The sequence below is a fragment of the Pseudomonas moorei genome, from assembly GCF_008801475.1.
In the GTDB taxonomy this organism is placed as follows: Bacteria; Pseudomonadota; Gammaproteobacteria; order Pseudomonadales; family Pseudomonadaceae; genus Aquipseudomonas; species Aquipseudomonas moorei.
The window spans coordinates 474,799-501,004 of record NZ_VZPP01000004.1 but is presented as its reverse complement, the minus strand read 5'-3'; the positions used below and the strand labels follow the sequence as shown (position 1 = coordinate 501,004).

Annotated in this window: 25 protein-coding genes, 4 tRNA genes and 1 pseudogene; 6 read left to right on the top strand and 24 right to left on the bottom strand. The window is 57.5% G+C overall.

The window, feature by feature from the left end; genetic code table 11:
* Positions 1 to 169: 169 nt before the first annotated feature.
* The 10 genes from F7R06_RS10180 to F7R06_RS10135 all read right to left on the bottom strand — a co-directional run bounded on the left by F7R06_RS10180 (position 170) and on the right by F7R06_RS10135 (position 9,673).
* Positions 170 to 2,041: a SurA N-terminal domain-containing protein gene (locus F7R06_RS10180; RefSeq protein ID WP_090323732.1), complete on the bottom strand. Its 1,872-nt coding sequence runs from the start codon at positions 2,039 to 2,041 to the stop codon at positions 170 to 172.
* Positions 2,042 to 2,274: 233 nt separating this feature from the next.
* A complete protein-coding gene (locus F7R06_RS10175; protein ID WP_002552737.1) occupies positions 2,275 to 2,547 on the bottom strand; it encodes an HU family DNA-binding protein in 273 nt (90 codons plus the stop codon).
* A 148-nt stretch (positions 2,548 to 2,695) separates the two neighbouring features.
* On the bottom strand, positions 2,696 to 5,092 hold the full coding sequence (gene lon, locus F7R06_RS10170) for an endopeptidase La (RefSeq protein WP_090323734.1): 2,397 nt from the start codon (positions 5,090 to 5,092) through the stop codon (positions 2,696 to 2,698).
* A gap of 264 nt (positions 5,093 to 5,356) precedes the next feature.
* The gene (clpX, locus tag F7R06_RS10165) at positions 5,357 to 6,640 is read right to left on the bottom strand and encodes an ATP-dependent Clp protease ATP-binding subunit ClpX (protein WP_007946893.1); all 1,284 of its coding nucleotides are present in this window, start codon (positions 6,638 to 6,640) and stop codon (positions 5,357 to 5,359) included.
* A gap of 112 nt (positions 6,641 to 6,752) precedes the next feature.
* The gene (gene clpP, locus F7R06_RS10160) at positions 6,753 to 7,388 is read right to left on the bottom strand and encodes an ATP-dependent Clp endopeptidase proteolytic subunit ClpP (protein ID WP_090323736.1); all 636 of its coding nucleotides are present in this window, start codon (positions 7,386 to 7,388) and stop codon (positions 6,753 to 6,755) included.
* Between the two features lie 93 nt (positions 7,389 to 7,481).
* Positions 7,482 to 8,792 (bottom strand): trigger factor, encoded by a 1,311-nt coding sequence (gene tig / locus F7R06_RS10155; protein ID WP_090323738.1) that lies wholly within the window; start codon positions 8,790 to 8,792, stop codon positions 7,482 to 7,484.
* Positions 8,793 to 9,194: 402 nt separating this feature from the next.
* A tRNA-His gene (locus F7R06_RS10150) sits at positions 9,195 to 9,270 on the bottom strand.
* Between the two features lie 77 nt (positions 9,271 to 9,347).
* Positions 9,348 to 9,432 (bottom strand) — tRNA-Leu (locus tag F7R06_RS10145).
* Between the two features lie 56 nt (positions 9,433 to 9,488).
* Positions 9,489 to 9,564: transfer RNA gene (locus F7R06_RS10140), tRNA-His, on the bottom strand.
* Positions 9,565 to 9,596: 32 nt separating this feature from the next.
* A tRNA-Arg gene (locus F7R06_RS10135) sits at positions 9,597 to 9,673 on the bottom strand.
* Between the two features lie 275 nt (positions 9,674 to 9,948).
* On the opposite strand from F7R06_RS10135, the gene folD reads away from it, so the two are divergent.
* Together folD and pbpG are read left to right on the top strand one after the other, a co-directional pair.
* Positions 9,949 to 10,803 carry a bifunctional methylenetetrahydrofolate dehydrogenase/methenyltetrahydrofolate cyclohydrolase FolD gene (gene folD / locus F7R06_RS10130; RefSeq protein ID WP_090323739.1) on the top strand — a complete coding sequence of 285 codons (855 nt, stop codon included), beginning with the start codon at positions 9,949 to 9,951 and terminating at the stop codon, positions 10,801 to 10,803.
* Between the two features lie 236 nt (positions 10,804 to 11,039).
* Positions 11,040 to 11,978, top strand: a complete 939-nt coding sequence (gene pbpG / locus F7R06_RS10125; protein ID WP_090323741.1) for a D-alanyl-D-alanine endopeptidase — start codon at positions 11,040 to 11,042, stop codon at positions 11,976 to 11,978.
* A 54-nt stretch (positions 11,979 to 12,032) separates the two neighbouring features.
* Here pbpG and F7R06_RS10120 read toward each other — a convergent pair whose 3' ends face one another.
* The 3 genes from F7R06_RS10120 to F7R06_RS10110 all read right to left on the bottom strand — a co-directional run bounded on the left by F7R06_RS10120 (position 12,033) and on the right by F7R06_RS10110 (position 13,292).
* Entirely contained in the window at positions 12,033 to 12,248 is a 216-nt protein-coding gene (locus tag F7R06_RS10120; protein WP_090323743.1) for a hypothetical protein, read from the bottom strand.
* 18 nt (positions 12,249 to 12,266) lie between these two features.
* Positions 12,267 to 12,473, bottom strand: a complete 207-nt coding sequence (locus F7R06_RS10115) for a DUF6021 family protein (RefSeq protein WP_090323745.1) — start codon at positions 12,471 to 12,473, stop codon at positions 12,267 to 12,269.
* A gap of 90 nt (positions 12,474 to 12,563) precedes the next feature.
* Positions 12,564 to 13,292, bottom strand: coding sequence for a peptidase C39 family protein (locus F7R06_RS10110; RefSeq protein WP_090323747.1), 729 nt, complete (start codon positions 13,290 to 13,292; stop codon positions 12,564 to 12,566).
* Between the two features lie 167 nt (positions 13,293 to 13,459).
* Here F7R06_RS10110 and F7R06_RS30730 point away from each other — a divergent pair, with 167 nt between their 5' ends.
* Positions 13,460 to 13,630: a hypothetical protein gene (locus F7R06_RS30730; protein ID WP_162842377.1), complete on the top strand. Its 171-nt coding sequence runs from the start codon at positions 13,460 to 13,462 to the stop codon at positions 13,628 to 13,630.
* A gap of 79 nt (positions 13,631 to 13,709) precedes the next feature.
* On the opposite strand, the gene F7R06_RS10105 is transcribed toward F7R06_RS30730, so the two are convergent.
* The gene (locus F7R06_RS10105; RefSeq protein ID WP_090323749.1) at positions 13,710 to 14,459 is read right to left on the bottom strand and encodes a TerC family protein; all 750 of its coding nucleotides are present in this window, start codon (positions 14,457 to 14,459) and stop codon (positions 13,710 to 13,712) included.
* A 29-nt stretch (positions 14,460 to 14,488) separates the two neighbouring features.
* A complete protein-coding gene (locus F7R06_RS10100; protein WP_090323751.1) occupies positions 14,489 to 14,731 on the bottom strand; it encodes a hypothetical protein in 243 nt (80 codons plus the stop codon).
* Positions 14,732 to 14,869: 138 nt separating this feature from the next.
* Between F7R06_RS10100 and nhaR the strand changes: the two genes are divergently transcribed.
* On the top strand, positions 14,870 to 15,769 hold the full coding sequence (gene nhaR / locus F7R06_RS10095) for a transcriptional activator NhaR (RefSeq protein ID WP_090323752.1): 900 nt from the start codon (positions 14,870 to 14,872) through the stop codon (positions 15,767 to 15,769).
* Between the two features lie 4 nt (positions 15,770 to 15,773).
* On the opposite strand, the gene F7R06_RS10090 is transcribed toward nhaR, so the two are convergent.
* On the bottom strand, positions 15,774 to 16,931 hold the full coding sequence (locus tag F7R06_RS10090; RefSeq protein WP_090323754.1) for an MFS transporter: 1,158 nt from the start codon (positions 16,929 to 16,931) through the stop codon (positions 15,774 to 15,776).
* 399 nt (positions 16,932 to 17,330) lie between these two features.
* Here F7R06_RS10090 and sstT point away from each other — a divergent pair, with 399 nt between their 5' ends.
* On the top strand, positions 17,331 to 18,563 hold the full coding sequence (gene sstT, locus F7R06_RS10085) for a serine/threonine transporter SstT (RefSeq protein WP_090323756.1): 1,233 nt from the start codon (positions 17,331 to 17,333) through the stop codon (positions 18,561 to 18,563).
* Between the two features lie 99 nt (positions 18,564 to 18,662).
* Here the strand turns inward: sstT and F7R06_RS10080 are convergent, their stop codons facing one another.
* From F7R06_RS10080 to F7R06_RS10050, 7 genes and pseudogenes are all read right to left on the bottom strand, one after another.
* On the bottom strand, positions 18,663 to 19,172 hold the full coding sequence (locus tag F7R06_RS10080; RefSeq protein ID WP_090323758.1) for a DUF1993 domain-containing protein: 510 nt from the start codon (positions 19,170 to 19,172) through the stop codon (positions 18,663 to 18,665).
* Between the two features lie 251 nt (positions 19,173 to 19,423).
* Complete coding sequence (locus F7R06_RS10075) at positions 19,424 to 20,842, bottom strand: ArnT family glycosyltransferase (protein WP_090323759.1); 1,419 nt, start codon at positions 20,840 to 20,842, stop codon at positions 19,424 to 19,426.
* Positions 20,843 to 20,847: 5 nt separating this feature from the next.
* Positions 20,848 to 21,009, bottom strand: a pseudogene (locus F7R06_RS10070) (SdiA-regulated domain-containing protein); the annotation flags it as partial.
* 77 nt (positions 21,010 to 21,086) lie between these two features.
* Positions 21,087 to 22,595 (bottom strand): ArnT family glycosyltransferase, encoded by a 1,509-nt coding sequence (locus F7R06_RS10065; protein WP_090323762.1) that lies wholly within the window; start codon positions 22,593 to 22,595, stop codon positions 21,087 to 21,089.
* Positions 22,596 to 22,598: 3 nt separating this feature from the next.
* Complete coding sequence (locus tag F7R06_RS10060; RefSeq protein ID WP_090323764.1) at positions 22,599 to 22,877, bottom strand: lipid-A-disaccharide synthase N-terminal domain-containing protein; 279 nt, start codon at positions 22,875 to 22,877, stop codon at positions 22,599 to 22,601.
* Positions 22,874 to 23,614 (bottom strand): glycosyltransferase family 2 protein, encoded by a 741-nt coding sequence (locus F7R06_RS10055; RefSeq protein ID WP_090323766.1) that lies wholly within the window; start codon positions 23,612 to 23,614, stop codon positions 22,874 to 22,876. The genes F7R06_RS10060 and F7R06_RS10055 overlap by 4 nt, the downstream gene beginning before the upstream one ends.
* Before the next feature lie 46 nt (positions 23,615 to 23,660).
* Positions 23,661 to 24,638, bottom strand: a complete 978-nt coding sequence (locus F7R06_RS10050) for an NAD-dependent epimerase/dehydratase family protein (RefSeq protein ID WP_090323767.1) — start codon at positions 24,636 to 24,638, stop codon at positions 23,661 to 23,663.
* Positions 24,639 to 24,948: 310 nt separating this feature from the next.
* On the opposite strand from F7R06_RS10050, the gene F7R06_RS10045 reads away from it, so the two are divergent.
* Positions 24,949 to 25,596, top strand: a complete 648-nt coding sequence (locus tag F7R06_RS10045) for a YceH family protein (protein ID WP_090323769.1) — start codon at positions 24,949 to 24,951, stop codon at positions 25,594 to 25,596.
* A gap of 87 nt (positions 25,597 to 25,683) precedes the next feature.
* Here F7R06_RS10045 and F7R06_RS10040 read toward each other — a convergent pair whose 3' ends face one another.
* Positions 25,684 to 26,202 carry a cupin domain-containing protein gene (locus tag F7R06_RS10040; RefSeq protein ID WP_090323771.1) on the bottom strand — a complete coding sequence of 173 codons (519 nt, stop codon included), beginning with the start codon at positions 26,200 to 26,202 and terminating at the stop codon, positions 25,684 to 25,686.
* Positions 26,203 to 26,206: the final 4 nt, after the last annotated feature.

Genomic DNA, 26,206 nt, shown 5'->3' with positions numbered 1-26,206 from the left:
TGCAACAGATCGTTGCTTAGCGGCGCAACGATTGTGTCTTAAAACAGATACAGGTCCGTTGATCCCGATATTAGGCAAAAGATCCCGGAAGATTGATGACAATTGCCCAAACAAAAAACCCCGACCTTTCGGCCGGGGTTCTTGATGAGCACAAAAACTCAGTCAGGCATCAGAAACGCTTGATGTCCGCCTCGCTTTCCAGCTGCTTGCGGTAAGCCGCAAAGTCTTGCTGTCCAACGCGCGAAGCGAGGAAGCGACGGTATTGAGCCTTCTCTTCTTCGGTCGGCGTTGCGGCTTCGTTCACACTGTTCAGGCGCACGATCATCAGGCTGCCATCAGGCAAAGTCACGCTACTGAAGGTCGGCTTGTCTTTCGCGACAGGCTTCGGCATACGGAACAGCGCTTGCAGTACGGCCGGGTCAACCCCTTCCTGAGCCCGAGTCGCGGCGGCTGTGACTTTCCAGTTCTGACCGTCGATCGCCTTGTCCAGTGGCGTCTTGCCATCGCGCAGGCTGGCGATCAGCTCTTCAGCCTTGGTCTTGGCGGCAGCACTGGCATGCTCCTTGGCCAATTGCGCGCGGATCGGGCCAGCTACGCTTTCCAGCGGCAGCTGTGCAGGCTTCAAGTGCTCCTTGGCGCGCAATACGATCACGGTTTCAGGATCAAGCTCGATGGCGGTGCTGTTGGCTCCTTCGTCCAGCACTTCAGGGCTGAACGCTGCGGTCACCACGGCACGGTTGGCTGCAACACCCTCGCCACCTTCACGACCAAACGGCTTGGAGGTGTGAACGGTCAGTTTCAGGTCCTGCGCCGGCTGAGCCAGATCGGATGCCTCGAACGAAGAGTCTTCCAGTTGCTTGCTCGCCTCCACGAAACGTTGTTCGACCTGCTGGGCCTTCAGTTCGCGGGTCAGCTTGTCTTTCAGGCTGGCGAAGGTCGGCACTTCCGGCGCCTCCACACCCAACAGCTTGATCAGGTGGAAACCGTAGTCGGTGCGAACCGGCGCAGAAACCTGGTCCTTGGCCAACGAGTACAGCGCTTTTTCGAACGCCGGATCATAGACACCCGGACCTGCGTAGCCAAGATCACCGCCATTGCTTGCCGAGCCAGGATCCTGGGAAAACTCTTTGGCCAGCGCCTCGAATTTTTCGCCTTTGGCCAGACGGGCCTGGATCTCTTCGATCTTGGCCTTGGCTTGCGCCTCGGTAGTCTTGTCGTTCACTTCGATCAGAATGTGCGCAGCCCGACGTTGCTCGGACAGGTTCGCGGTTTCTTTCTGATACGCCGCCTGCAGATCTTCGTCCTTGACGCTGACCTGATCAAAGAAGGAAGCCTTCTTCAATTCGAGGTAATCGATGACTACCTGATCTGGCGTCATGAATTCCTTGGCGTGTTCGTCGTAATAGGCTTTGACTTCATCGTCAGTCAGCTTCACGGCCGCTGGATCAGCCTTGATGTTCAGGGAAGCGAAATCGCGGGTCTGTTTTTCCAGACGGGCGAAAGCCATGACCTGTGCATCGGTGACAAAACCACTGCCCGCCACACCGGCGCGCAACTGACCGATCAGCATTTCCTGAGCCAGCATCTGGCGGAATTGCAGACGGCTGTAACCGAGCTGGCGAATGACCTGATCAAAACGCTCCGGACTGAATTTGCCATCCACCTGGAATTCAGGGGTTTGCAGGATGACCTGGTCCAGTGCTGCTTCGGAAAAGGCGAATTTTGAACTCTCTGCGCCTTGCAGCAACAGTTTGCGGTCAATCAAGCCCTTGAGCGCTGATTCACGCAGCATTTTTTCGTCGAGCAAGGAAGCATCGAAATCCTTGCCCAGTTGTTGCATGAGTTGACGGCGTTGCATATCGACCGCCTGGCTCAGCTCGTTTTGGCTGATTTGTTCGCCGTTGACCTTCGCCGCTTCATTGTTGTGCGTCGTGGCCTTGAAAATGGCGTCGAAACCGGTCAAAGCCATCAATGCAACAATGACTCCGATAATGGTCTTGGCAATCCAGCCTTGTGAATTGTCCCTGATATTCTGCAGCATGCGTCCCCCATAAACGGTTGAACTTCAAAATTAGGCAACCGTGGAGCGTGGGTAGAATCCGGATAGAAGAAAGGCGCATCCGAGGATGCGCCTTCTCGTAACTGGCGGAGCGGACCGATGACTCGAACTTGCGAGCCTCGGCGTCATGGACCGGCATCTCGCCGACTGGACTACCGCTCCGCTGCCAGGTCAGGCATGACCCCGACCCGGATAGGCAAAAACCTGAATCGAACTTAGTTGACAGCTTCTTTCAGAGCTTTACCGGCTTTGAAACCTGGTTTTTTGGCTGCTGCGATTTCCAGAGTCTTACCGGTCTGTGGGTTACGACCAATGCGAGCTGGACGATCGGTTACGGAGAAAGTACCGAAACCTACCAGAACAACAGAGTCGCCAGCCTTGAGAGCGCCAGTGACGGATTCGATTACAGCATCCAGCGCACGGCCAGCAGCAGCTTTCGGGATATCAGCGGATGCAGCGATAGCATCAATCAGTTCCGACTTGTTCACTCTAAGTCCCCTTATATCTATTTGAGTATGATTCTAAGTTTTTTGGTGAAAGCAAAAACGAGTGCTGAATGGCCTACAGACACTTAAGAGCCGCTTTATAACAAGGGCTCTAAAAAGCTGTCAAGGAAGCCCCCCAGGCAAATACGTACTAATGCGTGCTAATTCTTTCCTTAGAATCGGACTCGCGTTTTTCATCCTTCGCGACTATCTCCGGAGCCACATCCGGCAAGGGCTCCGGCGCGTATTGCAGCGCAATTTGCAGGACCTCGTCAATCCATTTAACCGGTTTAATCTGTAGATCTTGCTTGATATTGTCAGGAATTTCCTTCAGATCGCGCACATTCTCTTCAGGAATGATCACAGTCTTGATCCCGCCACGGTGAGCAGCCAACAGTTTTTCTTTCAACCCACCGATCGCCAGTACCTGACCACGCAATGTAATTTCACCGGTCATGGCGACGTCCGCGCGCACAGGGATACCGGTCAATGCCGAAACCAGCGCCGTACACATGCCCACACCGGCGCTAGGGCCGTCCTTGGGGGTCGCCCCTTCTGGCATGTGGATATGCGTGTCACGCTTCTCGTGGAAGTCGAGGGGAATCCCCAGGCTCTTCGCGCGGCTACGGACGACGGTCAAGGCAGCGGTGATCGACTCGACCATCACGTCACCCAGCGAACCGGTCTTGATCAACTGGCCTTTACCCGGTACGACGGCAGCTTCGATCGTCAGCAATTCACCGCCCACCTGAGTCCACGCCAACCCGGTGACTTGTCCGATCTGGTCCTGTTGTTCAGCCAGGCCGTAGCGGAATTTACGCACGCCCAGGAAGTGCTCCAGCATGTCTGCGGTGACCTTCACCGAGAAGCGTTTTTCCAGAGCATGCTCTTTGACCGCCTTACGGCAAACCTTGGCAATCTGGCGCTCCAGCCCCCGCACACCGGCTTCGCGAGTGTAGTAACGGATAATGTCGCGAATCGCTTCGGCGTCGAATTCCAGCTCGCCTTTTTTCAAACCATTGGCCGCAATCTGCTTCGGCGAAAGGTATTTGACGGCGATGTTGATTTTCTCGTCTTCGGTGTAGCCCGGCAGACGAATCACCTCCATCCGATCCAGCAGTGCCGGTGGAATGTTCATGGAGTTCGAAGTGCACAGGAACATCACGTCGGACAGGTCGTAATCGACTTCCAGATAGTGATCGTTGAAATTGTGGTTCTGCTCGGGATCGAGCACTTCCAGCAACGCCGACGCCGGGTCACCACGCATATCGCTGCCCATCTTGTCGATTTCATCGAGCAGGAACAACGGGTTGCGGACACCCACTTTTGTCATCTTTTGAATCAATCTTCCTGGCATCGAACCGATGTAAGTACGGCGATGACCACGAATTTCCGCTTCATCACGCACACCGCCGAGGGCCATGCGCACGAATTTGCGGTTAGTGGCGTGTGCAATCGACTCCGCTAGAGAGGTTTTACCCACCCCAGGAGGACCTACCAGGCACAACACGGGACCACGAATTTTCTTCACGCGCTTTTGTACGGCGAGATATTCGAGAATCCGCTCTTTGACTTCTTCCAGACCATAGTGATCGGCATCAAGAATGTCTTCGGCGCGCGCCAGATCCAGACGCACTTTGCTCTGAGCCTTCCACGGCACCTGAACCAGCCAGTCGATATAAGAACGCACCACGGTCGCTTCCGCGGACATCGGCGACATTTGCTTGAGCTTGTTCAGTTCGGCCGTAGCCTTGGCCAGCGCATCCTTCGGCAGACCAGCGGCGTCGATACGCTTTTTCAGCTCCTCGACTTCGTTGTGGCCTTCATCGCTGTCGCCGAGCTCTTTCTGAATGGCCTTCATCTGCTCATTCAGGTAGTACTCGCGCTGACTGCGCTCCATTTGCTTTTTAACGCGACCGCGTATGCGTTTTTCGACTTGCAGCAGATCGATCTCGGCATCCAGCAGGGCCAGAACGTGCTCGACCCGGGCCGACAAATCAATGATTTCGAGAATTTCCTGCTTTTGCTCGATCTTCAATGCCATGTGCGCGGCCATGGTGTCGACCAGGCGCCCAGGTTCATCGATGCTGTTGAGCGACGACAGGACTTCAGCAGGGACTTTCTTGCCCAACTGCACATATTGCTCGAACTGTGACAGCAGGCTGCGCACGAACACTTCAGACTCGCGCTCGGGTGCTTCAACTTCATCGATCAAGGAGACTTCGGCGCGGCAATGGCCGTCGACTTCGCTGAAGCGCTCCACTGCACCTCGCTGCTCGCCCTCGACCAAAACCTTAACCGTACCGTCAGGCAGCTTCAGCAGCTGCAGAACGGTCGCAATCGTACCAACGCGATAAAGTGCATCTTCGCCGGGATCGTCGTCAGCAGGGTTTCTCTGGGCCAGCAGAAGGATCTGCTTGTCGCCCGACATCGCAGCCTCAAGGGCTTCGATGGATTTCTCGCGCCCCACGAACAGCGGGATAACCATGTGCGGATAAACCACGACATCACGCAATGGCAAGAGAGGCAATTCGATGGTTGTCTTCATGATTTCGCCTCTACGGCGGCCATAAGGCCGTAAACAGATGGAAGTAAGCTTGAAACCAAGATGGGGGCTGGTTTGGAAAAAAACAAGCGGATAAAAGAGCGACTTGAACGATCGCTGCCTACGGCAGCGCCTGTGGGTCAGGATACATCGAAAACTCAGGCCGGGCGTCATCCCGCGTGCGCTGGCAAGCCAACGCCTGCACTGACCTGTCCCACAAAAGCAAAGGGGCCCGAAGGCCCCTTCTTTGTTCCAGCTGCGTGACGCTTAAGCGTCTGGCGCGGCCTTGGCAGCAGGCTCACTGTTTTCGTAGATATACAGTGGCTTGGACTTGCCTTCTATAACGCTTTCATCGATCACTACTTTACTCACCTCAGACTGAGAGGGGATTTCGTACATAGTGTCGAGCAATACACCTTCGAGAATCGAACGCAGACCTCGAGCGCCGGTCTTTCGTTCCAGCGCGCGTTTCGCGACCGATTTCAGAGCATCGGCCCGGAATTCAAGGTCCACGCCTTCCATCTCGAACAGCTTGGCATACTGCTTGGTCAGAGCATTTTTCGGCTCCGTGAGGATCTGCATCAAAGCCGCCTCATCAAGCTCGTCCAGCGTGGCAAGTACCGGCAGACGACCCACGAATTCCGGGATCAATCCAAACTTGACCAAATCGTCAGGTTCGACCTCACGCAGGGATTCACCGACTTTCTTGCCTTCTTCCTTGCTGCGCACTTCTGCATTGAAGCCGATGCCGCCCTTGGTGGAACGGTTTTGAATAACCTTTTCCAGGCCGGAGAATGCACCACCACAGATGAACAGGATGTTACGGGTGTCAACCTGAAGGAATTCCTGCTGCGGATGCTTGCGACCACCCTGAGGCGGAACGGAAGCGACCGTGCCTTCGATCAATTTGAGCAAGGCCTGCTGCACGCCCTCACCGGAAACGTCCCGGGTGATCGACGGGTTGTCAGACTTGCGCGAAATCTTGTCGATTTCATCGATATAGACAATGCCCATCTGGGCTTTTTCCACATCGTAATCACACTTCTGCAGCAGCTTCTGAATGATGTTCTCGACATCTTCACCTACATAACCCGCCTCGGTGAGGGTGGTTGCGTCGGCGATGGTGAACGGAACGTTCAGCAAACGGGCCAGAGTTTCGGCAAGCAGGGTTTTACCCGAGCCTGTCGGGCCGATCAGCAAGATGTTGCTCTTGCCGAGTTCGACGTCGTCATTCTTCTTGTCACGCTGGTTCAGGCGCTTGTAGTGGTTGTACACCGCTACGGCCAGAACCTTTTTCGCACGCTCCTGACCAATCACGTACTGATCAAGGATGCCGCTGATTTCTTTAGGCGAAGGCAATTTATGCGCGCTGCTTTCGGCCTGTGCTTCCTGCACCTCCTCGCGGATGATGTCATTGCACAGGTCGACGCACTCGTCGCAGATAAAGACCGAGGGGCCGGCAATCAATTTGCGTACTTCATGCTGGCTTTTGCCACAGAAGGAGCAATAGAGCAGCTTGCCGTTGTCCTCGCCGTTGCGGGTGTCAGTCATTCGTTCGATCCAAATCCGATAGGCTTGCAACACAAGATGAAGGCTATTGCGGGCTTTTTCAAGCCCGCTGGTGATCGGACCCGCCGACCACCCCTATTTTGAGCTGCTTATTTTAAGCGGGGCGCTGGTTGATCACTTCATCGATCAACCCGTATTCACGCGCCGCTTCCGCACTCATGAAATTGTCGCGATTTGTATCGCGCTCGATTTCTTCAAGTGTGCGACCGCTATGCTTGGCCATCAGCGTGTTCAGACGCTCACGGATGAAGAGGATTTCCTTGGCATGGATTTCGATATCCGAGGCCTGGCCCTGAAAACCGCCCAGCGGCTGGTGAATCATCACGCGCGAGTTCGGCAGGCAGTAACGCTTGCCAGGGGCACCCGCCGTCAAAAGAAACGCGCCCATGCTGCACGCTTGACCGATACAGGTGGTCGAAACGTTAGGTTTGATGAACTGCATGGTGTCATAGATCGACATACCCGCCGTCACCGAACCGCCCGGGGAGTTGATATAGAGATGGATGTCCTTGTCCGGGTTTTCCGCTTCAAGGAAAAGCAGTTGCGCACAGATCAGGTTGGCCATGTAGTCCTCTACCGGGCCAACCAGAAAGATTACTCGCTCTTTGAGCAGACGCGAGTAAATGTCGTAGGCGCGCTCGCCTCGAGCGGACTGCTCGACAACCATCGGGACCAGACCGCCTGCGGCCTGGATATCAGAGTTCTGCTGAATATACGAATTACGGAACATGCTCTGCAGTCACTCCCAAATAGTTATGTCTTGAATACGCATAAGCCAGCACGAAGGCTGGCTTATGGTGTGTACTTCTTACCGCAAAAACGATCAGTCGGCTTTTGGAGCTTCTACCGGCTTGACCGCTTCTTCGTAAGAGACCGATTTGTCGGTCACGCTAGCTTTCTGCAGAACAGTATCCACAACTTGCTCTTCCAGCACAACCGAACGGACTTCGTTCAATTGCTGGTCATTTTTGTAGTACCAAGACACAACTTGCTCAGGCTCCTGGTAGGCAGAGGCCATTTCCTGAATCATTTCGCGAACGCGAGCTTCGTCAGGCTTGAGGTCGAATTGCTTGACCACTTCAGCCACGATCAGACCCAGCACAACACGGCGCTTGGCTTGCTCTTCGAACAGCTCGGCCGGCAGTTGATCAGGCTTGATGTTGCCACCGAACTGCTGAACAGCCTGCACGCGCAGACGGTCAACTTCGTTGGACAGCAGAGCCTTAGGCACTTCGATCGGGTTGGTGGCCAGCAGACCGTCCATTACCTGATTCTTGACCTTGGACTTGATCGCCTGACGCAGTTCACGCTCCATGTTCTTGCGAACTTCGGTGCGGAAGCCTTCCAGACCGGTTTCCTTGATACCGAATTGAGCGAAGAATTCTTCGTTCAGTTCTGGCAGTTTTGGCTCGGAAACGCTGTTTACAGTGACGGTGAAATCGGCGGTTTTGCCAGCCAGGTCCAGGTTCTGATAGTCCTCTGGGAAGGTCAGGTTCAGAACGCGTTCTTCGCCAGCCTTAGCGCCAACCAGACCTTCTTCGAAACCCGGGATCATGCGGCCGGAACCCAGAACCAGCTGAGTACCCTTGGCGGAACCACCGGCGAACACTTCACCGTCGACCTTGCCGACGAAATCGATGTTCAGTTGGTCTTCGTTTTGAGCAGCGCGATCAGCCACTTCGAAACGGGTGTTCTGCTTGCGCAGGATGTCCAGCATCTTGTCCAGATCGGCATCAGCCACATCAGCGCTCAGACGCTCTACGGTGATACCTTCGAAACCGGCAACGGTGAACTCAGGGAACACTTCGAAAACAGCAACGTATTCCAGGTCCTTGCCAGCTTCGAGCGACTTAGGCTCGATCGAAGGCGAACCAGCCGGGTTCAGCTTCTGCTCAACCACAGCTTCGTAGAAGGAGGACTGGATCACGTCGCCTACAGCTTCCTGGCGAGCTTCAGCGCCGAAGCGACGCTTGATTTCGCTCATTGGCACTTTGCCTGGACGGAAGCCAGCAATCTTGGCCTTTTGGGCAGTCTGCTGCAGACGCTTGTTGACCTGAGTCTCGATGCGCTCAGCCGGCACGGTGATGCTCATGCGGCGCTCAAGAGCAGAAGTATTTTCAACAGAAACTTGCATGGATATTCCTCGTTGCACAGACGTTGGCCGGCCGTTTCCGACCCCAGAATCAAGGGCATGCATTCTAGTGGGTCAAACTCAAGAAGTCACCCTACTGAAAACGGGTAAAAACGCAGCAGGCAATTTATAGGTGCGAATGCACGAATGCACCTCGCCCCGGTGGCAAATACAGCCAATCACGCCAGGGCTCTGCGCCAACCCTTCTATATATAGAAGAGGCTGCCAATCATCTCCCTGACAGCCGATCTTGCGTACAAGGCCGGCGGGCAGCGCAGCATCATCGAGAAACATAAATACGACGAAACGCCCTACCCCTGCGACCCAGAACCTGCGGCCACGGAAAACTCATGCCACTAAAACAAAAAAGGCGCCAGACTGTTAAATCTGGCGCCTTTCGGAATATGGGGTGGACGATGGGGATCGAACCCACGACAACGGGAGTCACAATCCCGTGCTCTACCAACTGAGCTACGCCCACCATATTGCGTAACAAAGAAGTCAAACGACTTCGTTGCTGACCCCAACCACGCCTGTCGGCATGAGTGAAGCTTTATTTGGTGCGGATGAAGAGACTCGAACTCTTACGCCTCGCGGCGCTGGAACCTAAATCCAGTGTGTCTACCAATTCCACCACATCCGCAGGTGTATCTGTTAAAGCAAAGGCGCCAGACTGTTAATCTGGCGCCTTCCGAAATATGGGGTGGACGATGGGGATCGAACCCACGACAACGGGAGTCACAATCCCGTGCTCTACCAACTGAGCTACGCCCACCATATTGCGTTACTTGTGCCAAAGCTGCCTAATGGCGCACCCGGCAGGACTCGAACCTGCGACCATCCGCTTAGAAGGCGGATGCTCTATCCAGCTGAGCTACGGGCGCCTTATTAATCTGTACCCTTGAAGGACTACAAACTAAATGCTTTCCAGCCTTGCAGAACCGTAATTCCGCTTGACCTTCTTAACCAGTGCTAGGCTGTGCCCGACAAGTGCGACGAATAGTATAGAGCCCCCCGAGGGTCGTCAAATCCTTTTTAAAAAAAATTCATTTAATTAAAGGAGTTAGGGGAATTTGCAGACCAAGCGCCTTTGCCCTCACCTCCTGACATGCGAGAATGCGTTCTCTTTTTTTCCCCTCTCGATGGTTAATCACGCGCAATGACTGCACAACTAATCGACGGCAAATCGATCGCCGCCAGACTGCGCCAGCAGATCGCCCAACGGGTCAATGAGCGTCGCCAGCAAGGCCTGCGCACGCCCGGCCTCGCGGTGATCCTGGTCGGCAGCGATCCTGCCTCTCAGGTTTATGTCTCGCACAAGCGTAAAGACTGTGAAGAGGTCGGCTTTCTTTCCCAAGCCTATGACCTGCCTTCCGAAACCACTCAAGAAGCGCTGACCGATCTGATCGATCGACTCAATGACGATCCGGCTATCGACGGTGTCCTGCTTCAGCTTCCTCTGCCAGAACACCTGGACGCGTCCAAGTTGCTTGAACGCATTCGTCCGGACAAGGACGTCGACGGTTTCCACCCATATAACGTCGGTCGCCTGGCCCAACGCATTCCACTGCTGCGCCCGTGCACCCCGAAAGGAATCATGACATTGCTGGAAAGCACCGGTGCCGATCTCTACGGCATGGATGCGGTAATTGTCGGTGCCTCCAACATTGTGGGTCGCCCGATGGCGATGGAATTGTTGCTGGCCGGCTGCACCGTGACCGTCACCCACCGCTTCACCAAGGACCTGGCCGGTCACATCGGTCGTGCCGACCTGGTCGTGGTGGCCGCCGGCAAGCCGGGCCTGGTCAAAGGTGAATGGATCAAGGAAGGCGCGATCGTGATTGACGTCGGCATCAACCGTCAGGAAGACGGCAAGCTGGTCGGCGACGTGATCTACGAAACCGCCCTGCCCCGTGCCAGCTGGATCACTCCAGTGCCGGGTGGTGTCGGTCCGATGACCCGTGCATGCCTGCTGGAAAACACACTGTACGCGGCTGAAACCCTGCACAGCTGAGTCCTGTTTCCGGCGTTGCCAGCCAGTCAAGGAACCCCGCCCATGGCGGGGTTTTTTTCGCCTTCGGAAAAAGCTGACCACCCGCCGGAAAATGACTTTTTTTTCATGTTTCAAATGACTTTAACGTCTTCCCGGAACAACCATCGACAGTTATTCAGCCATACTCCAGAATGTCGCGCTTTTTAGGAAATAGCCCGTTACAAAACGGCTTATCAACACTTTATGAGTCTGCCAGCGTGAAAATCCGTCTTTCTATCCTGAGCCTATTTTTTGCAGTTACAGGGACTTTCATCACGCCAATCGCCAGCGCTGGCGAAACCACCGCAGCGCCTCGAGATACATCGCACCTGAAGATCGCTTCCGGCAGTGCATTGCTGGTGGATCTGCAGTCCAACAAAGTCATTTACGCCAGCAATCCCGACGTCGTTGTACCCATCGCTTCCGTGAGCAAACTGATGACCGGCCTGGTGATCGTTGAAGCCCGACAGAACATGGACGAATACATCAACATCAACATCAGTGACACCCCGGAAATGAAAGGTGTGTTCTCCCGGGTCAAGCTCAACAGCGAAATGCCGCGCCGGGAAATGCTGCTGATCGCCTTGATGTCGTCGGAAAACCGAGCCGCCGCAAGCCTGGCGCACCACTATCCGGGTGGCTATGCGGCGTTCATTGCTGCGATGAACGCCAAGGCCAGGGCGCTGGGCATGACCAATACCCATTTCGTCGAGCCAACCGGCCTCTCCCCACGCAACGTGTCCACCGCCCGCGACCTGAGCAAACTGTTGGTGGCCGCGCACAAGTACCCGCTGCTGACGCAACTGAGTACCACCAAGGAAAAGACCGTGTCGTTCCGCAAACCCAACTACAGCCTGGGTTTCCACAACACCGATCACCTTATTGGCAAACCGAACTGGAACATCGAACTGACCAAAACCGGTTTCACCAACCAAGCGGGTCACTGCCTGGTCCTGGTCACCCATATGGCTAACCGCCCGGTTGCATTGGTGATCCTCGATGCCTACGGCAAATACACGCACTTTGCCGATGCCACTCGTATCCGTAACTGGGTCGAAACCGGCCACAGCACAGACGTGCCTTCTGTAGCCCTGCAATACAAATCCGAAAAGAACCTCAAACAGCGTCAAAGCGGCGTGGTTGAAGCCTCGAAATAACGACACAGCACAAAGCAAAAGCCCCGATCATTCGGGGCTTTTTTTCATCTGCCATTAATCATTGGGCAGCGGCATCTGGTCGTCATCCGGGATACCGTCGCCGGTACTCGGGTCTCTCCAGGGTTTCGGATGTTCGGTTGACACCACCGCAGGACGAGCCAGAGGATCGCGCATCGGGCTATCCGGATCCATCACCGGATCCACGTCTTGCTCAGGTGTTGTCGGGACGTTTTCCGGACGTTTATCGTCGAAACTCGAATCAGTAGACATACACACCTCCAATGAGACCTATGGCTTCAGATCACCCAGTGGATCGTAAGGCTTCGCCGGAGCCTTGGGATTATCGCCCGGCTTGACATCCCGTGGCGCCTTGGCCGGACCAATGGGATCGACCTGAGGGTCGGCGAGATCCGGGGAGTCGGGGTCGAACGCCAGCTCATCGCCAGACGAATGCTCAGACGAGTGCGGGCCGGCGGGGGTATTGGAATGTGCCATGAACGCCTCCTGATCGTGGCCCGAGAAACCCGGGCCTTAATCATCAGAGGCTGGCAATGCGCAGGGGTGCCATGGAGGTGACAAACGGGCTTACTGTGCGCCCAATGCTTTCTTCGCCTTGGTGGCCGCCTGCTCCTGACCGGCCTGCGCGAGTTCGTTGGCAGCCTTGAGCCAGCGCTGCTGATCGACATTGGCCGGTATCTGCGTTGGTGCCTGAATCAACACGGCCCAGCCACCGGCATCCTTGAACGCCGATTCAAACGAACTGAAGCTCATCAACGTGCGCTGACTCATGCCTGCGCGCAGCAGCACGGTCTGCTTGTGACGGTTGTAGCCGGCGAGAATGGCATAACGCGGCTCGGCCCACAGCGCCGAGCCTTCAGTGAAGCGCACCATCACCGGATAGCCGGCCGCAACCTGGGTCAACAAGGCTGGCAGGTTACTGTCGAGGGGATAGACCATCATCCCGTATTCACGGGCCAGGTTCTGCATGTTCTGTTGCAGTTGCGCTTCGGCGCCCGGCAAATGCAGCGGCTTGTCGAGCAAACCAGGGGTAATCACGACTCCCTGCTGGGACAGCATGCTCGCCAGCACCTGCGGCCCGCTTTGATTCGCCACGCCCTTGTAAAACTGGCCTCTAAGTTCGACACGCTCCGGCAGACGCTTGATCTCCGGCGCCACACTGCCCGCACAGCCAGCCAGACCCGCCACAGCCCCCACAATCAGTACCGCCGATAGAATTCGAGAAATTACCCGCACCATCATCACTCTCTTGATCAGACGCCAGGCGATCGCATTCCCGGCTTGGCCGTCGATCATAGGGCGCCACGCGCCGGCGGTATAGCCTTAACCGGTAGATGATCGCTTTTGATAGAGCGAACTGGTTGATCTCAGTCGACCTTCGATCAATAGCCTGAAACACCGCAGCGTCTAGACTGTCACTTGCAAGTCGTGTGTGCCCGCTGCAGGGCAAAGAGGAGGCATCGATGAGCCTGACAATGACAATCGTGATGTTGATTTCCAGCTGGCTGGCCGTTGCCACCGCCATGCTTTGGGGAGTTCTGCGCATTACGCGTCGGCACCATCACCACCCTGTTCAACCGACGCCCTTGGTCAACGCCGAAAAATCCGCCGAGCACCACGCCACGGCCCATTAACCGAAGCCTTCGGGCCCTGCAAACAAAAACGGCCGCCTGGACTCTTTCGAGCACAGGCGGCCGTTTCGTTCAGCGCCAATCAAGCTTCAGCGGAGACCCGCTTCTGCCGGGCGCGGCGGGACATCATGTTCAACACCTCGATCGCAGCCGAGAACGCCATGGCGGCGTAGACATAGCCTTTCGGTACGTGGGCGCCGAAGCCTTCGGCGATCAGCGTCATGCCGATCATGATCAGGAAGCCCAGGGCCAGCATCACCACCGTCGGGTTGTCGTTGATGAACTTGGCCAGTGGATCAGCCGCCAGCAACATCACAAGCACCGACACCACCACCGCGATGATCATGATCGGCAAATGCTCGGTCATGCCGACAGCGGTAATGATGCTGTCGATGGAGAACACCATGTCCAGCATCAGGATCTGACCAATCGCTGCGGCAAAGCCCAGGGTCACGGTCGAGGTCGCCGACGTCGGATCTTCCGGAGCCGGGTCCATGCTGTGATGGATCTCGGTGGTGGCTTTCCACAACAGGAACAGGCCACCGGCAATCAGGATCATGTCTTTCCAGGAGAAAGCCTGGCCAAACACTTCGATCACAGGCGCCGTCAACTGGACGATGAACGCAATGGTACTCAGCAAGCCCAGTCGCAAAATAAGCGCCATGCCGATACCGATGCGCCGTGCTTTCTGGCGATGTTGCTCGGGCAGTTTGTTGGTCAGGATCGAGATGAAGATCAGGTTATCGATGCCAAGCACGATTTCCATCACCACCAGGGTGGCCAGGGCAATCCACGCGGTGGGGCTGGCAGCTAGTTGTAAAAGGTATTCCATGGGTCAGTCCTGACTCGCTGTAAGACGGTTTAGATTTCCTGGGACGAAGACTCGGTTTTTTCCGCATCTTTTTCCGTTGATTCTTTTTTGCTGCTCAACCCGCCAGTGGCATCGCTCAGCGCTTGCTCGGCGGCCTTGTGAGTATCGTCGATGGCCTGTTTGGCGCTTTCGGCAGCTTTGCCCATCAGTTGCTGGGCGCTTTTTTCCGCCTGGTCACAACCGGCCAGTACCAGTAAAGACGTGATCAGCAATGCCGTGGTCTTGAACTTCATGTTGTCTCCTTCGAATAGAACAAACGGTGCCGAGACGATGGCCCGTTGATAGCGACGCATTCTAGGGAGACAAACACTTCAGGAAAATTCGTATTTTTAGCGGCTATACTTCGGTTTTAACGAACTGTAGAACCCGCAATGCTCAACTATCGACAACTGCATTACTTCTGGGTCGTGGCCAAGACCGGCAGCATCGTGCGCGCCTGCGAGCAACTGAACCTGACGCCCCAGACCATCAGCGGACAAATCTCCCTGCTCGAACAGACTTATGGCATCGAGTTGTTTCGCCGGGTCGGCCGGCAACTGGAGCTCACCGAGGCCGGCCGGCAAACCCTGCCCTACGCCGAGCAGATGTTTCAGCTGGGAGGTGAACTGGAACTGATGCTGCGGGCGCAGCCCAACGAACAACAGATCCTGTTCCGGGTCGGTGTGGCCGACGTGGTGCCCAAATCCATCGTCTACCGACTGATCGCGCCCACCATGGAATTGAGCGAACCGCTGCGCATCACCTGTCGCGAAGACAAGCTCGAACGCCTGCTCGCCGACCTGGCCATCCAGCGCCTGGACCTGGTGATCTCCGACAGCCCGATGCCGTCGCATCTGGACATCAAGGGCTACAGCCAGAAACTCGGTGAATGCGGGATCAGTTTTTTTGCGACCAAGGAGCTGGCAGCGATCTACGGTGGCGACTTCCCCGGTAGCCTGAACGGGGCTCCGCTGCTGATTCCCGGACCGGAAACCGTGGTGCGCAGCCGCTTGCAACGCTGGTTCGCCGAACAACAGATCCAGCCGCGCATCGTTGGCGAATTCGACGACAGTGCCTTGATGCAAGCCTTCGGGCAGTCCGGTAGCGGGATTTTCATCGGTCCGAGCGTGATCGCCGATGAAGTTCGGCGCCAATACGGCGTGGAGCTGATAGGCCAGACCGACGCGGTCAGCGAGTCGTTCTATGCCATTTCGGTGGACCGCAAGGTCAAGCACCCTGGCATTGTCGCCATTACCGAAGGTGCCCGCCGCGAGTTGTTTACCGAACTGTGAAGCCTCAGGCGAAGACTGGCCGAGGCTTGAAGGTCATCAGCGCGATGGCCAACAGGATCGACGCCAGAATAAAAGCGGCAGCCGCAAACCCCAGGCCTTGCAAGCCAACGCTGTCGATGACCCGGCCACCGATCATGGCGCCCAGGCCGATCCCGAGGTTGGCCCCGGCAATGTTCAGCGATGCCGCGAATGCGGGTGCCTCGGGTGCGGCTTTCATCAACCGCACATGGCTGACCAGAAACAGCGCTGCCTGAGTGATGCCCCAGATGCCCATCGCCGCCGCCAGACCGAATGGCGAATGAATGTTCGGCACCAGCGCCACCAGGCCAGCAATCATGAATGCGCAGAACATCATCGAAGCGATCAGCGGATGGCGATCCACCGCACGCCCCCCCAGCGAGTTACCGATCAACCCGACCGCGCCGAAGCCCATCAGGCACCAGCCAACCACCGTGCCATCGAAACCGGCCAAACGCTCGAGAATGTCTGCCAGGTAGGTGTAGGCGGTGAACATGCCGCTGAACACAATGATCGACAGCAGCACGTGGCCCACCATCAATGGGCTGCGCAGGATCTTGAACTGTGAACGGAAACTGACCTGGTGCTGATGCAGACTGGTTTTGGGCAAATAGATAAACAGCAGCAGCGCCTTGGCAAAGGCGATGAACGCGAGGATGCCGAAAGCACTGCGCCAGCCGAATGCATCGGAAATCAGGGTACCCACCGGAATACCGAACACCGTGGCGCAGACAATGCCGAAGCCGATCTTGGCGATGGCGCGTCCGGCGTAATCCGGCCCGACGATATCCACCGCCGTCTCACTGGCCAGCGCCCAGAACACCGGCAGTCCCAAGGCAGGAATCAAGCGGGCAAGCGCCATGACCCCAATGTTCGGCGCCAACGCCGCGAGGGTGTTGGCCAGGCCGAACATGATCAGCACACTGATGAACAGCTTGCGCCGCTCGAACTGGGCGAAATACGCGGTGAGGAATGGCCCGAAGGCGGCAACGGTGAACGCGAACAGGGTCACCAGCAAACCCGCTTGCGGGATGCTGACCTCGAGGTCGCGGGCGATGGCCGGCAGCAGGCCGACAATGATGAACTCCGTGGTCAGCACCGTGAAACCGGCGGCGGACAACAGAAGGATGGGCAACAACCGCATGCAAAACTCCAGAAAAACGACAACACCAGCGATAGCCCGAAGGCCCACTGGCAGACATGAAAATGAGGATGGCGGATCTTAACAGAGTGTTTGCGCACAGGGTTGCACGAACCTGCAAATTGCGTTGAACGCCAGGGCGTCAGTTCGTCACAGGTCTGAAGGATCGGCCCTACGCTGTGATAAAGTCCGCGCCCTGAAAAACGTACACCCTGTGGTCGATGCCGTTCAACCAAGCCGAAACACTGACCTGTGGCGAGGGAGCTTGCTCCCTCGCCACAGGTTAATCAGCGGCATTACACCCCCGCGTTTCCCCTTACGGTTTCCGGCCTGCGGCCTGCCCGGCTTGTTGCTGCACACCTGCGAAACCATGCACTTATAAAAAATCAGAGATGCTGTTTTATGACCGCTTCATCCCCTTCTCTATGGCAACACCTCAAACGCACCAGCCTGGTCACGCAAATCATCATCGGTTTGATCGCCGGGATTGCCCTGGCGCTGTTCGCGCCGGAAGCAGCAAAGGCCACGGCGTTTATCGGCAAGGTCTTCGTCAGCGCGCTAAAAGCGGTCGCGCCGATTCTGGTGTTCGTGCTGGTCATGGCGTCGATCGCCAACCATAAACATGGCCAGGAAACCCACATCCGGCCGATTCTGTTCTTGTACCTGCTGGGCACCTTTGCCGCCGCCGTGGTCGCGGTAGTGGCGAGCATGATGTTCCCCTCCAGCCTGGTGCTGTCGACCCATGACGTTGCGGTGACCGCGCCCGGCGGCATCGGCGAAGTCCTGCAAAGCCTGATGCTGAGCGTGGTCGACAACCCGATCAGCGCACTGATGAACGCCAACTTCATCGGCATTCTGGCCTGGGCCATCGGCATGGGCGTCGCCATTCGCCACGCCGGCGACACCACCCGCGAAGTGCTGGGCGACCTGTCCAATGGCGTGACCGTCATCGTGCGCGTGGTGATTCGCTTTGCACCGCTGGGGATCTTCGGCCTGGTGGCCTCGACCCTGGCCACCTCCGGTTTCGGTGCCCTGGTCGGTTACGCCCACCTGCTGGCGGTGCTGCTCGGCTGCATGCTGTTCGTGGCGCTGGTGATGAACCCGGCCATCGTCTTCTGGAAATTGCGTCGCAACCCCTATCCACTGGTGCTGACCTGCCTGCGTGAAAGCGGGATCACCGCGTTCTTCACCCGTAGCTCGGCGGCGAACATTCCGGTCAACCTGGAACTGAGCAAGCGCCTGGGCCTGCATGAAGACACCTACTCGGTGTCGATCCCGCTGGGTGCCACCATCAACATGGCCGGTGCAGCCATCACCATCACCGTACTGGCGCTGGCAGCGGTGCATACCCTGGGCATTGCCGTGGACATCCCGACCGCCATCCTGCTCAGCGTTGTCGCAGCCATTTGCGCCTGTGGCGCTTCGGGTGTGGCGGGCGGTTCGCTGCTGCTGATTCCACTGGCGTGCAGCTTGTTCGGCATCCCAAGTGAAATCGCGATGCAGGTGGTCGCGGTCGGTTTCATCATCGGCGTACTGCAGGACTCGGCGGAGACGGCGTTGAATTCGTCCACCGACGTGCTGTTCACCGCGGCGGCATGCCTGGGTGAAGCGCAGAAAGCCGAGCGTTTGGCCTGACAGAAATCCCACAGGATTCGTGGTGTAGCGAATAAATGCGCATACATGAAAAAGCCCCCGCAACCCAAGGCTGCGGGGGCTTTTTTGTACCTGGACGGTTTAGAACGCGCCCATGTAATCGCGCTTGCCCACTTCCACGCCGTTGTGGCGCAGCAATGCGTAAGCGGTGGTGACGTGGAAGAAGAATTGCGGCAGCCCGTAGGTCAGCAGGTAAGCCTGGCCAGAGAAGCGCTTCTCTTTAGGCGTGCCCGGACGGGTAACGATTTCGATGCCTTCCTTGCCGTTGATCTGCTCCGGCTTGATCTCGCCGATGAAGGCCAGGACCTTGGCGATCAAGGCTTGCAGCTCGGCGAAAGTGGTTTCGCTGTCGTCGTACTTCGGCAGTTCGACTTCGGCCAGACGGGCGGAAACGCCCTTGGCGAAATCAACGGCGATCTGCACCTGACGAACCAGCGGGAACATGTCCGGGTACAGACGGGCTTGCAGGAACGCATTCGGGTCGATGTTCTTTGCAGTCGCGTGGGCTTCAGCCTTCTTCAGCACATCGCTCAGGGCGCTGAGCATTTGCTTGAAAACAGGAACGGAAGCGTCATACAGGGAAATGGTCATGGCAGGTCTCGTGTGGTGACGGAGGGAAACGTCGGCCCCCTGTAGGAGCGAGCCGGCTCCCACAGGTGATCGGTTTTGGAACGTGGCCCGATTATAGCCATGCGCGGCCGCTCTGCGGCTTGTCTTTTGTTCAGCTCGGGATCAGGCAAGCCGCCTTCAACCGCATGCTCGAGCGCATAATGAAAATCGCGACAAGCACTGAGCCCGCACCGACGGCCACCAACAAACGATATCGCGAATCATGATGCCGATCAGTGGCAATCGCTACCCGTGCGAACCAGAAGCGCTGATCGGCCCGGTTTCAGATACGGGTCAATTTCTCCGACCTTGCACGACGCCAGGTTTTGCAATTTCGGGTTCAGGGGTTGCGGCACGAACAGCAGCCCCGCCGGCCGGGTGTCCGCTTGCAACTGAGCAATCGTCAGCCCCCTGACCGGTCGGCCCATGTAGTAGACCAGGCGGATATCCGGCTGACCGAGTGTGTAGGCTTTCTGGCCCGGCTGCCCTACCGCCAGCGTGGCGACCTGCTCAAGACCAGCGACGCGGTGAGACAGCACCCGCGCCTCGACGAACGCATAAAACACCAAGAACCCGCCCAGCATCACGAAGGGAACCGTGGTCAGGCAGGCACGCCAGCGGCCCTTCGCATCGTCAAGCACGGCCGTCCAGTGCATGGCCAGCAGCAGCGCCATGGACGGGTAAACCGGCAGCAAATACTTGCCATGTTTTTCGGTGAAAAAAGAGAACACCAGCAATGGCAGCAGGCTGCAACACAGCAACATGGCCGCCTCGCGGCGCGATCGAATCATTGCCCAGAACTTTCGCGGCTGCACAAAGACGATCAGCCAGAACGGAAAGAAGTCACCGGCCAGGTACAGCAAATAGGCGTACCAGGCTTCGGCGCCTTTGCCGTCGATCTTCTTCACGATGTCTTCGCTGATGATCGACGCCCAGATGCCCCACCCCTGATTGATGGAGACAGCCAGGTACCAGGAACCACCCAGCATCAATGCAATGAGCCAGCCCCAAGCGTCACACAGATAGGCTTTGGCCCGGGCATCGCGATAGATCAGGGCATAAGCCAGAATTGGCGCTGTCACCCACAACAGGCACACCGGCCCCTTGGTCAGCAACGCACAGCCAATGAGCACGTAACTGAGTCGACTCCAGATGGCACGGCCCTGCTGGAATATGAATTGCCAGGCCGCCAGCAGCGCGCCAAAACACAGCAGGGTCAAGAGCATTTCGATTTCAGAGCGGCGGGCGAACAGGCTGAAAGCCCCGTTCGCCGCCAGGAACACAACCGCGAACAGCCCCACCTGGCGCCCCGCCTGCCTGACGCCGTACAGATAAGTGCCGACACAGCACAAGGTCGCGGCCAGCGCCGAAGGCAGACGCACGCTCCACTCGGATAAGCTGCCCACTACGGCGGTCGAAACAAGACCGGCCCAGTAGAAAAACGGCGGTTTGGACAGGTACAAGTCGCCGTTCATGTAAGGCAGCAACCAGCTCCCCGCCTCACGCATTTCACGGACGGTGACGGCACGGCGCGCTTCGTTGACGCTGAGAAAGGGTACGTTGCCCAAGCCCCAGAAAAACAGCAGCGCAATGGCGACGGCCGCGAGCAAGGCGATATTGCGGTTCGAGAAACGAGTCAGGATCAACCCCATCAAGGCTACTCCGCAGCGGCTACTTGAGCGTTCTTGGTCTTGCTGAAGCGGTAGGGCTGATTGGGCTCGCTGACGACATACAGGTCGCCAGCGGTGTCCATTGTCATGCCCTCGCCGTCCAGTTCGGTGATGTTGTCGGACTCATCACTGGGCAACAAGCGCCACCCTCTAGTGATTACCAACGCTAACGCAACAACGACAACCAGCAGCCCAGCCTTCCTTGCTTTGCTCATTGCTTTTTTTCTCAATCCCAACTGAAACGATAAACATGCTCAGGCTGGCCCGGATGGCATTTGCCGTTATCGGCATCGGCGCCGACGATCGACCACTCGGCCCGAGATGTTTCACCCAGCTCATGTGTCGCTTCGGGCTTGAAGCACCGGGCCAGGACATCGTCCGGCACCAGGGCATAGGCCTGCGGGTGTTCACGCAGCCATTGTGCCGCCTGCTCGACCGTCGACTCGGCCATACCGAAATGCACGATCGGCTGACGGGCGTACAGCCAATGACCCTCGCGCCACTGGACCAGAACCAGATCCGCACCGTGGGTCATGGACGCTGCTTGCTCCATGATGGCGACGTGCGGATTGGCGCCGTCGCTGATCGGTTCGATAACCCCGCGGGCGAACCACAGCACGAACCAGCCCACCACCAGGGCCGGAAATACCCGTTGCAAGCGCGGACGCTGCTTGAACCAGCGTTGCAGCAACCAGGGGATCAGCGGCGCAGCCGCCAGCACCAGCCCCGGCAGCGCCGGGTAGATGTACAACTTGCGCTTGCCGGCGCTGATGCAAAAGAACAGCACCACCAGTGCGACCCATCCGAGCAGCACCAGCACCCGGCCGTCACGTTTTTTCAGCTGACGGCGCCAGGCCGGCACCAGCCATGGCAAGGCCAGTACCAAAGGCAGCCAGTATTGCGGAATGACGTTGGTGAAAAAGTACCAGAAGGGTTCGCGGTGGTCCCACGAAGCGGCGTAGCGCCCGGCGGTCTGGCGCAGTAGGATTTCCCGGGCATAGGCCACCTCGTCAGCGGAGCCATTGAATACGATGGACAACGCCATGGGTAACAGCCAGACCGCAATCGCCGCCAGCATCACCAGCAACCCGAGCCACCATTTGCGCGCCTGGCCCGGCATGGCCACCACGCCCGGCCAATCCTTGCGCACCGCATAGGCATAAGGGATCAGCATCAGCGCGGGCAGAAAGCCCACGCCTTTGGTGATCACCCCGATCCCCATGCCCGCACAGCCTATGTAGAACCAGCGCCATGCCGGCCCCAGCAACAGATGGCGGGCCAGGCCGTAGAGGCCCAGCGTGGTGAACAGAACCAGAAAGCTGTCGATCTGCCCGGTGCGCAGGATGCTGTAGGTCTGGTAGGTCGCCAGGTACAACAGCGCGGCAATGCGTCCGATGCGCTGGTTCCACAGCCGGCGACCGAGGTCATAGACCATGGCCGTGACGGTCACTGCGGAAAACAGCCCGGGTATGAACAGGGCAAGGTTGGGTTTGCCGGTGAGCCAGGCGAAGAACGCCACCGCCCACATGAAAATCGGTGGTTTGTCGCCATAGATTTCCCCGGCACGGTGGGGAATCAGCCATGAACCGTTGTGCAGCATCTCCAGGGCCACGCCGAGGAAACGCTCTTCATCGACGTTCTGCACTTGACGCAGGCCCAGGCCGGCACCGACCAAAAGCAGGGCGAGCAGCATCAAGCCCAGGCATTCGACCCTGGGCGACAACGACCTGCGCATGACTTACTCCTTGAGGTTTTTGCTTTTTGCAATCAATTGCAGGTTGCGCAGATACACAATAAAGCCAAAGGCCTGGCCGGCGATGAACACCGGGTCTTGACGGTAAATGGCATACATCAGCAGCAGGGCGCTGCCGACGATGCTCAGGTACCAGAAGCTGGTCGGGATCACGCTGCGTTTTTTGTATTCGCTGTACAGCCACTGCAGAACGAAACGACCGGTAAACGCGAGCTGGCCGGCAAAGCCGATCACCAGCCACAGGGATTCGCGGGAAAGGTTCATTCCTGAACCTCCCGGGCCTGAGTATTCAGACGGGTACGCTTGATCAGCCACCACACGCCGAAGAGGTCGAGGATGCCGACCAGGGCGCGGTCGATATTGCCGTACTTGGACACGCCGGCAGTGCGGTGCCGGTGGTTGACCGGATGGACGACCATCTTGCCATTGTGACGCTGGATCAACGCAGGAATGTACCGATGCATATGATCGAAGTACGGCAGGCGCAAAAACGCCGCGCGTTGAATCAGTTTCAAACCACAGCCAGTATCTGGCGTGGAGTCCTTGAGCAGACGGCTGCGCAGGCCATTGGCAAAACGCGAAGCCCAGCGCTTGCTCGCGGTGTCGCGGCGGTTGACCCGGTGGCCCGCCACCAGTTGCAAATCACCATTGGCTGGCTGGTTACGCACCAGCGCCAACATGCCCGGGATGTCCGCCGGGTCGTTCTGCCCATCGCCATCGAGCGTGGCCAGCCACTGCCCGCGAGCAGCCTGCGCCGCGTGGTACAGCGAGGTGCTTTGCCCCAGGGAGCAATCATGATGCAGGATGCGTAACTGGCTCAGGCCATTGTTTTTGGCCTGCTGCAGTTCGTGCAAGGTGGCATCGGTACTGCCATCGTCGACGACGATGATTTCATAAGACTCATCCGCCAGCGCCACGCGGACTTCCTCAAGCAAGGGCTTGAGGTTATTCGCTTCGTTCTTCGCGGGGATCAGTACCGATACAAAAATGTCATTGCTCATAGAGGCGCTCTTTTGCCTTGCTCTTTTGTTTTCAAGGGAGAATGGTTCATAACTGATAAAACTGGCGATACCACTTCACAAACTCCCCGACGCCGGTGCCAACCGGCACCTGCGGACTGAAATCGACCCACTCTGCCAGTGCCGACACATCGGCCCAGGTCTTGACTACATCGCCAGCCTGCAGCGGAAGATAATTGCGTTGGGCTTGCATACCCAGCGCCGCTTCCAGACAGTCGACGAACTCCAGCAGTGCCACTGGCTTGCCGCGACCGATATTGAACAACCGGTTGACACCTTCGCGCTCCCCGGTCGATTCCGGTGGTCGTGTACGCAGCCGGGCGATGCTTTCGACGATATCGTCGATGTACGTGAAGTCCCGCGCCATCTGGCCCTGATTATAGATATCGATCGGCAGGCCTTTGAGCATCGCCTCGGTAAACTTGAACAGCGCCATGTCAGGCCGCCCCCACGGTCCGTAAACCGTAAAGAAGCGCAGCCCGCTGGCCTTCATGCCGTACAGGTGGCAATAACTCTCGGCCAGCAGTTCATTGGCGCGTTTGGTCGCGGCATACAATGAAATGGGATGATCGACCGCGTCCTCGATGCTGAACGGCATTTTACTGTTGCTGCCGTACACCGAACTGCTGGAAGCGTAGATCAAATGCGCGGGGCGATGGTGGCGGCAGGCTTCCAGCACATTGAGGAAGCCGACCAGGTTCGATTGCCCGTAGACGTCAGGATTGTCCAGCGAATAGCGCACGCCTGCCTGAGCGGCCAGATGCACCACTTCGGTAAAGGGGTTATCGCGAAACAACGCCATCAAGGCCGGTTTATCGACAATGTCCAGTCTCTCGAAACGAAAGCCCGGCAAGGACTGCAGTTCTTTGAGTCGCGCACGCTTGAGCGTGACGTCGTAATAGTCATTGAGGTTGTCGATGCCAACCACTTCATGGCCGTCCAGGCATAGACGCCGGGCCGTGTGAAACCCAATGAATCCGGCAGCGCCGGTAATCAGAATAGTCATGCTGCCTGTGCGCTAATGAGCACATTTTGTCCGGCTGATACCAACATCAACTTCATGCCTTGCTCCATCTTCCATTACTTAAGGCCGGTGACGTTGTCGACGCAAGAAACGCGCAAATCCCCGCTTCAGGGACATGCGGTCCGTGGCCCCGCATACGGTGCCCGCCCATTTGTAAAAATTTCGTTAAAATTTCGTTAAACCTTCATTGACTACGACCCAGAAGGTGCACGAATTCTGTTGCCATTGTCGCACACCTAATTAAAGTGCTTCCACGCATGTGAAAACCTGAATCGGGTAAGGACGCAGAACCATGATCACCGAGCAAGAGACGACCTATGACGAGCCGCGACTCAACAGCACGGAAATCCGCATTCTGGGCTCTTTGATCGAAAAACAGGCCACCAGCCCGGAAACCTACCCGCTGACCCTTAATGCCTTGGTAATCGCCTGCAACCAGAAAACCAGCCGAGAACCGGTGATGAACCTGACCCAGGGCCAGGTTGGCCAGAGCTTGCGTGCCCTTGAGGGACGCGGCTTCGCCAAATTGGTGATGGGCAGTCGCGCGGATCGCTGGGAGCACAAGGTCGACAAGGCGCTGGAACTGGTGCCGGCGCAGGTCATTCTGGCCGGATTATTGTTCCTGCGTGGACCACAAACCATCAATGAACTGCTGACCCGCAGCGGCCGCATGCATGATTTCGAAGACGCCGAGCAAGTGGTGCATCAACTGGAGCGCTTGATTGCCCGAGGGCTGGCGCTGCTGATTCCGCGCCAGGCCGGCCAGCGTGAAGACCGCTACATGCATGCCCTGGGTGATCCGGCGGATATCGACGCGATCCTTGCGGCGCGGCAGAATCCGGTCGAACGTGGCGGCGGTAGCGGTGTTTCGGTCGAGCGCATCGAAGAGCTGGAGGCGCGGATTACGGCACTGGAAGAGCGTTTGGCACGGCTTGAATAACCATAACCAGTTGAACAAAAACCCTGTGGCGAGGGCGCGTGCTCCCTCGCCACATGTACATCTTTGTCGATTCGATCCGGGAATCGTTCACTCCCCGTCCCAGTAATCCACCCCGTCCGCCTGTCGGGCAATGGCGACAAAACCCGAGACATTACCCTCGGCATCGACCTTGAAGTCATCCATCACCGCATATTTGCCGGAATCGGGGTATTCGCAGATTTCCGGCGACTGCTGGGTACTGACCGCCAGGTAGCGCAACTCGGCCTTGCTGGTGTTAATGATCTGGTGCGCCGCCTCGGGACCGCCCGGCGGACAGGCGATCACGTCGCCCGCACGGATGGGAAAACGTTCGGCACCCAGGCGAACCTGCCCTTCCCCGGCCACGACGTAAAACATCTCCTCGTTGACCCGATGGCTGTGAAACGGGCTGCCACGCATCCCCGGTTCCAGCACGTACAAGCGATAACCTAGTTTTTGCGCGCCCAGTTGCTGGCCGACCCGAGCCAGACGCTGCTGATAGCGGCTGGCCGTCTCACCGCCGGGCGCCAGGTTTTCCGGCAGCGGTTCGAGTTCGACCTGATTCAGATTGAGAATGCGCGGATGCATGCAA

Bases quoted from the DNA above. Each gene is read 5' to 3' on its own strand.
- F7R06_RS10180 (WP_090323732.1), bottom strand. From the start codon at position 2,041: ATGCTGCAGAATATCAGGGACAATTCACAAGGCTGGATTGCCAAGACC.
- lon (WP_090323734.1), bottom strand. From the start codon at position 5,092: ATGAAGACAACCATCGAATTGCCTCTCTTGCCATTGCGTGATGTCGTG.
- clpX (WP_007946893.1), bottom strand. From the start codon at position 6,640: ATGACTGACACCCGCAACGGCGAGGACAACGGCAAGCTGCTCTATTGC.
- clpP (WP_090323736.1), bottom strand. From the start codon at position 7,388: ATGTTCCGTAATTCGTATATTCAGCAGAACTCTGATATCCAGGCCGCA.
- tig (WP_090323738.1), bottom strand. From the start codon at position 8,792: ATGCAAGTTTCTGTTGAAAATACTTCTGCTCTTGAGCGCCGCATGAGC.
- folD (WP_090323739.1), top strand. From the start codon at position 9,949: ATGACTGCACAACTAATCGACGGCAAATCGATCGCCGCCAGACTGCGC.
- F7R06_RS10120 (WP_090323743.1), bottom strand. From the start codon at position 12,248: ATGTCTACTGATTCGAGTTTCGACGATAAACGTCCGGAAAACGTCCCG.
- F7R06_RS10115 (WP_090323745.1), bottom strand. From the start codon at position 12,473: ATGGCACATTCCAATACCCCCGCCGGCCCGCACTCGTCTGAGCATTCG.
- F7R06_RS10110 (WP_090323747.1), bottom strand. From the start codon at position 13,292: ATGATCGACGGCCAAGCCGGGAATGCGATCGCCTGGCGTCTGATCAAG.
- F7R06_RS30730 (WP_162842377.1), top strand. From the start codon at position 13,460: ATGAGCCTGACAATGACAATCGTGATGTTGATTTCCAGCTGGCTGGCC.
- F7R06_RS10105 (WP_090323749.1), bottom strand. From the start codon at position 14,459: ATGGAATACCTTTTACAACTAGCTGCCAGCCCCACCGCGTGGATTGCC.
- F7R06_RS10100 (WP_090323751.1), bottom strand. From the start codon at position 14,731: ATGAAGTTCAAGACCACGGCATTGCTGATCACGTCTTTACTGGTACTG.
- nhaR (WP_090323752.1), top strand. From the start codon at position 14,870: ATGCTCAACTATCGACAACTGCATTACTTCTGGGTCGTGGCCAAGACC.
- F7R06_RS10090 (WP_090323754.1), bottom strand. From the start codon at position 16,931: ATGCGGTTGTTGCCCATCCTTCTGTTGTCCGCCGCCGGTTTCACGGTG.
- sstT (WP_090323756.1), top strand. From the start codon at position 17,331: ATGACCGCTTCATCCCCTTCTCTATGGCAACACCTCAAACGCACCAGC.
- F7R06_RS10080 (WP_090323758.1), bottom strand. From the start codon at position 19,172: ATGACCATTTCCCTGTATGACGCTTCCGTTCCTGTTTTCAAGCAAATG.
- F7R06_RS10075 (WP_090323759.1), bottom strand. From the start codon at position 20,842: ATGGGGTTGATCCTGACTCGTTTCTCGAACCGCAATATCGCCTTGCTC.
- F7R06_RS10065 (WP_090323762.1), bottom strand. From the start codon at position 22,595: ATGCGCAGGTCGTTGTCGCCCAGGGTCGAATGCCTGGGCTTGATGCTG.
- F7R06_RS10060 (WP_090323764.1), bottom strand. From the start codon at position 22,877: ATGAACCTTTCCCGCGAATCCCTGTGGCTGGTGATCGGCTTTGCCGGC.
- F7R06_RS10055 (WP_090323766.1), bottom strand. From the start codon at position 23,614: ATGAGCAATGACATTTTTGTATCGGTACTGATCCCCGCGAAGAACGAA.
- F7R06_RS10050 (WP_090323767.1), bottom strand. From the start codon at position 24,638: ATGACTATTCTGATTACCGGCGCTGCCGGATTCATTGGGTTTCACACG.
- F7R06_RS10045 (WP_090323769.1), top strand. From the start codon at position 24,949: ATGATCACCGAGCAAGAGACGACCTATGACGAGCCGCGACTCAACAGC.
- F7R06_RS10040 (WP_090323771.1), bottom strand. From the start codon at position 26,202: ATGCATCCGCGCATTCTCAATCTGAATCAGGTCGAACTCGAACCGCTG.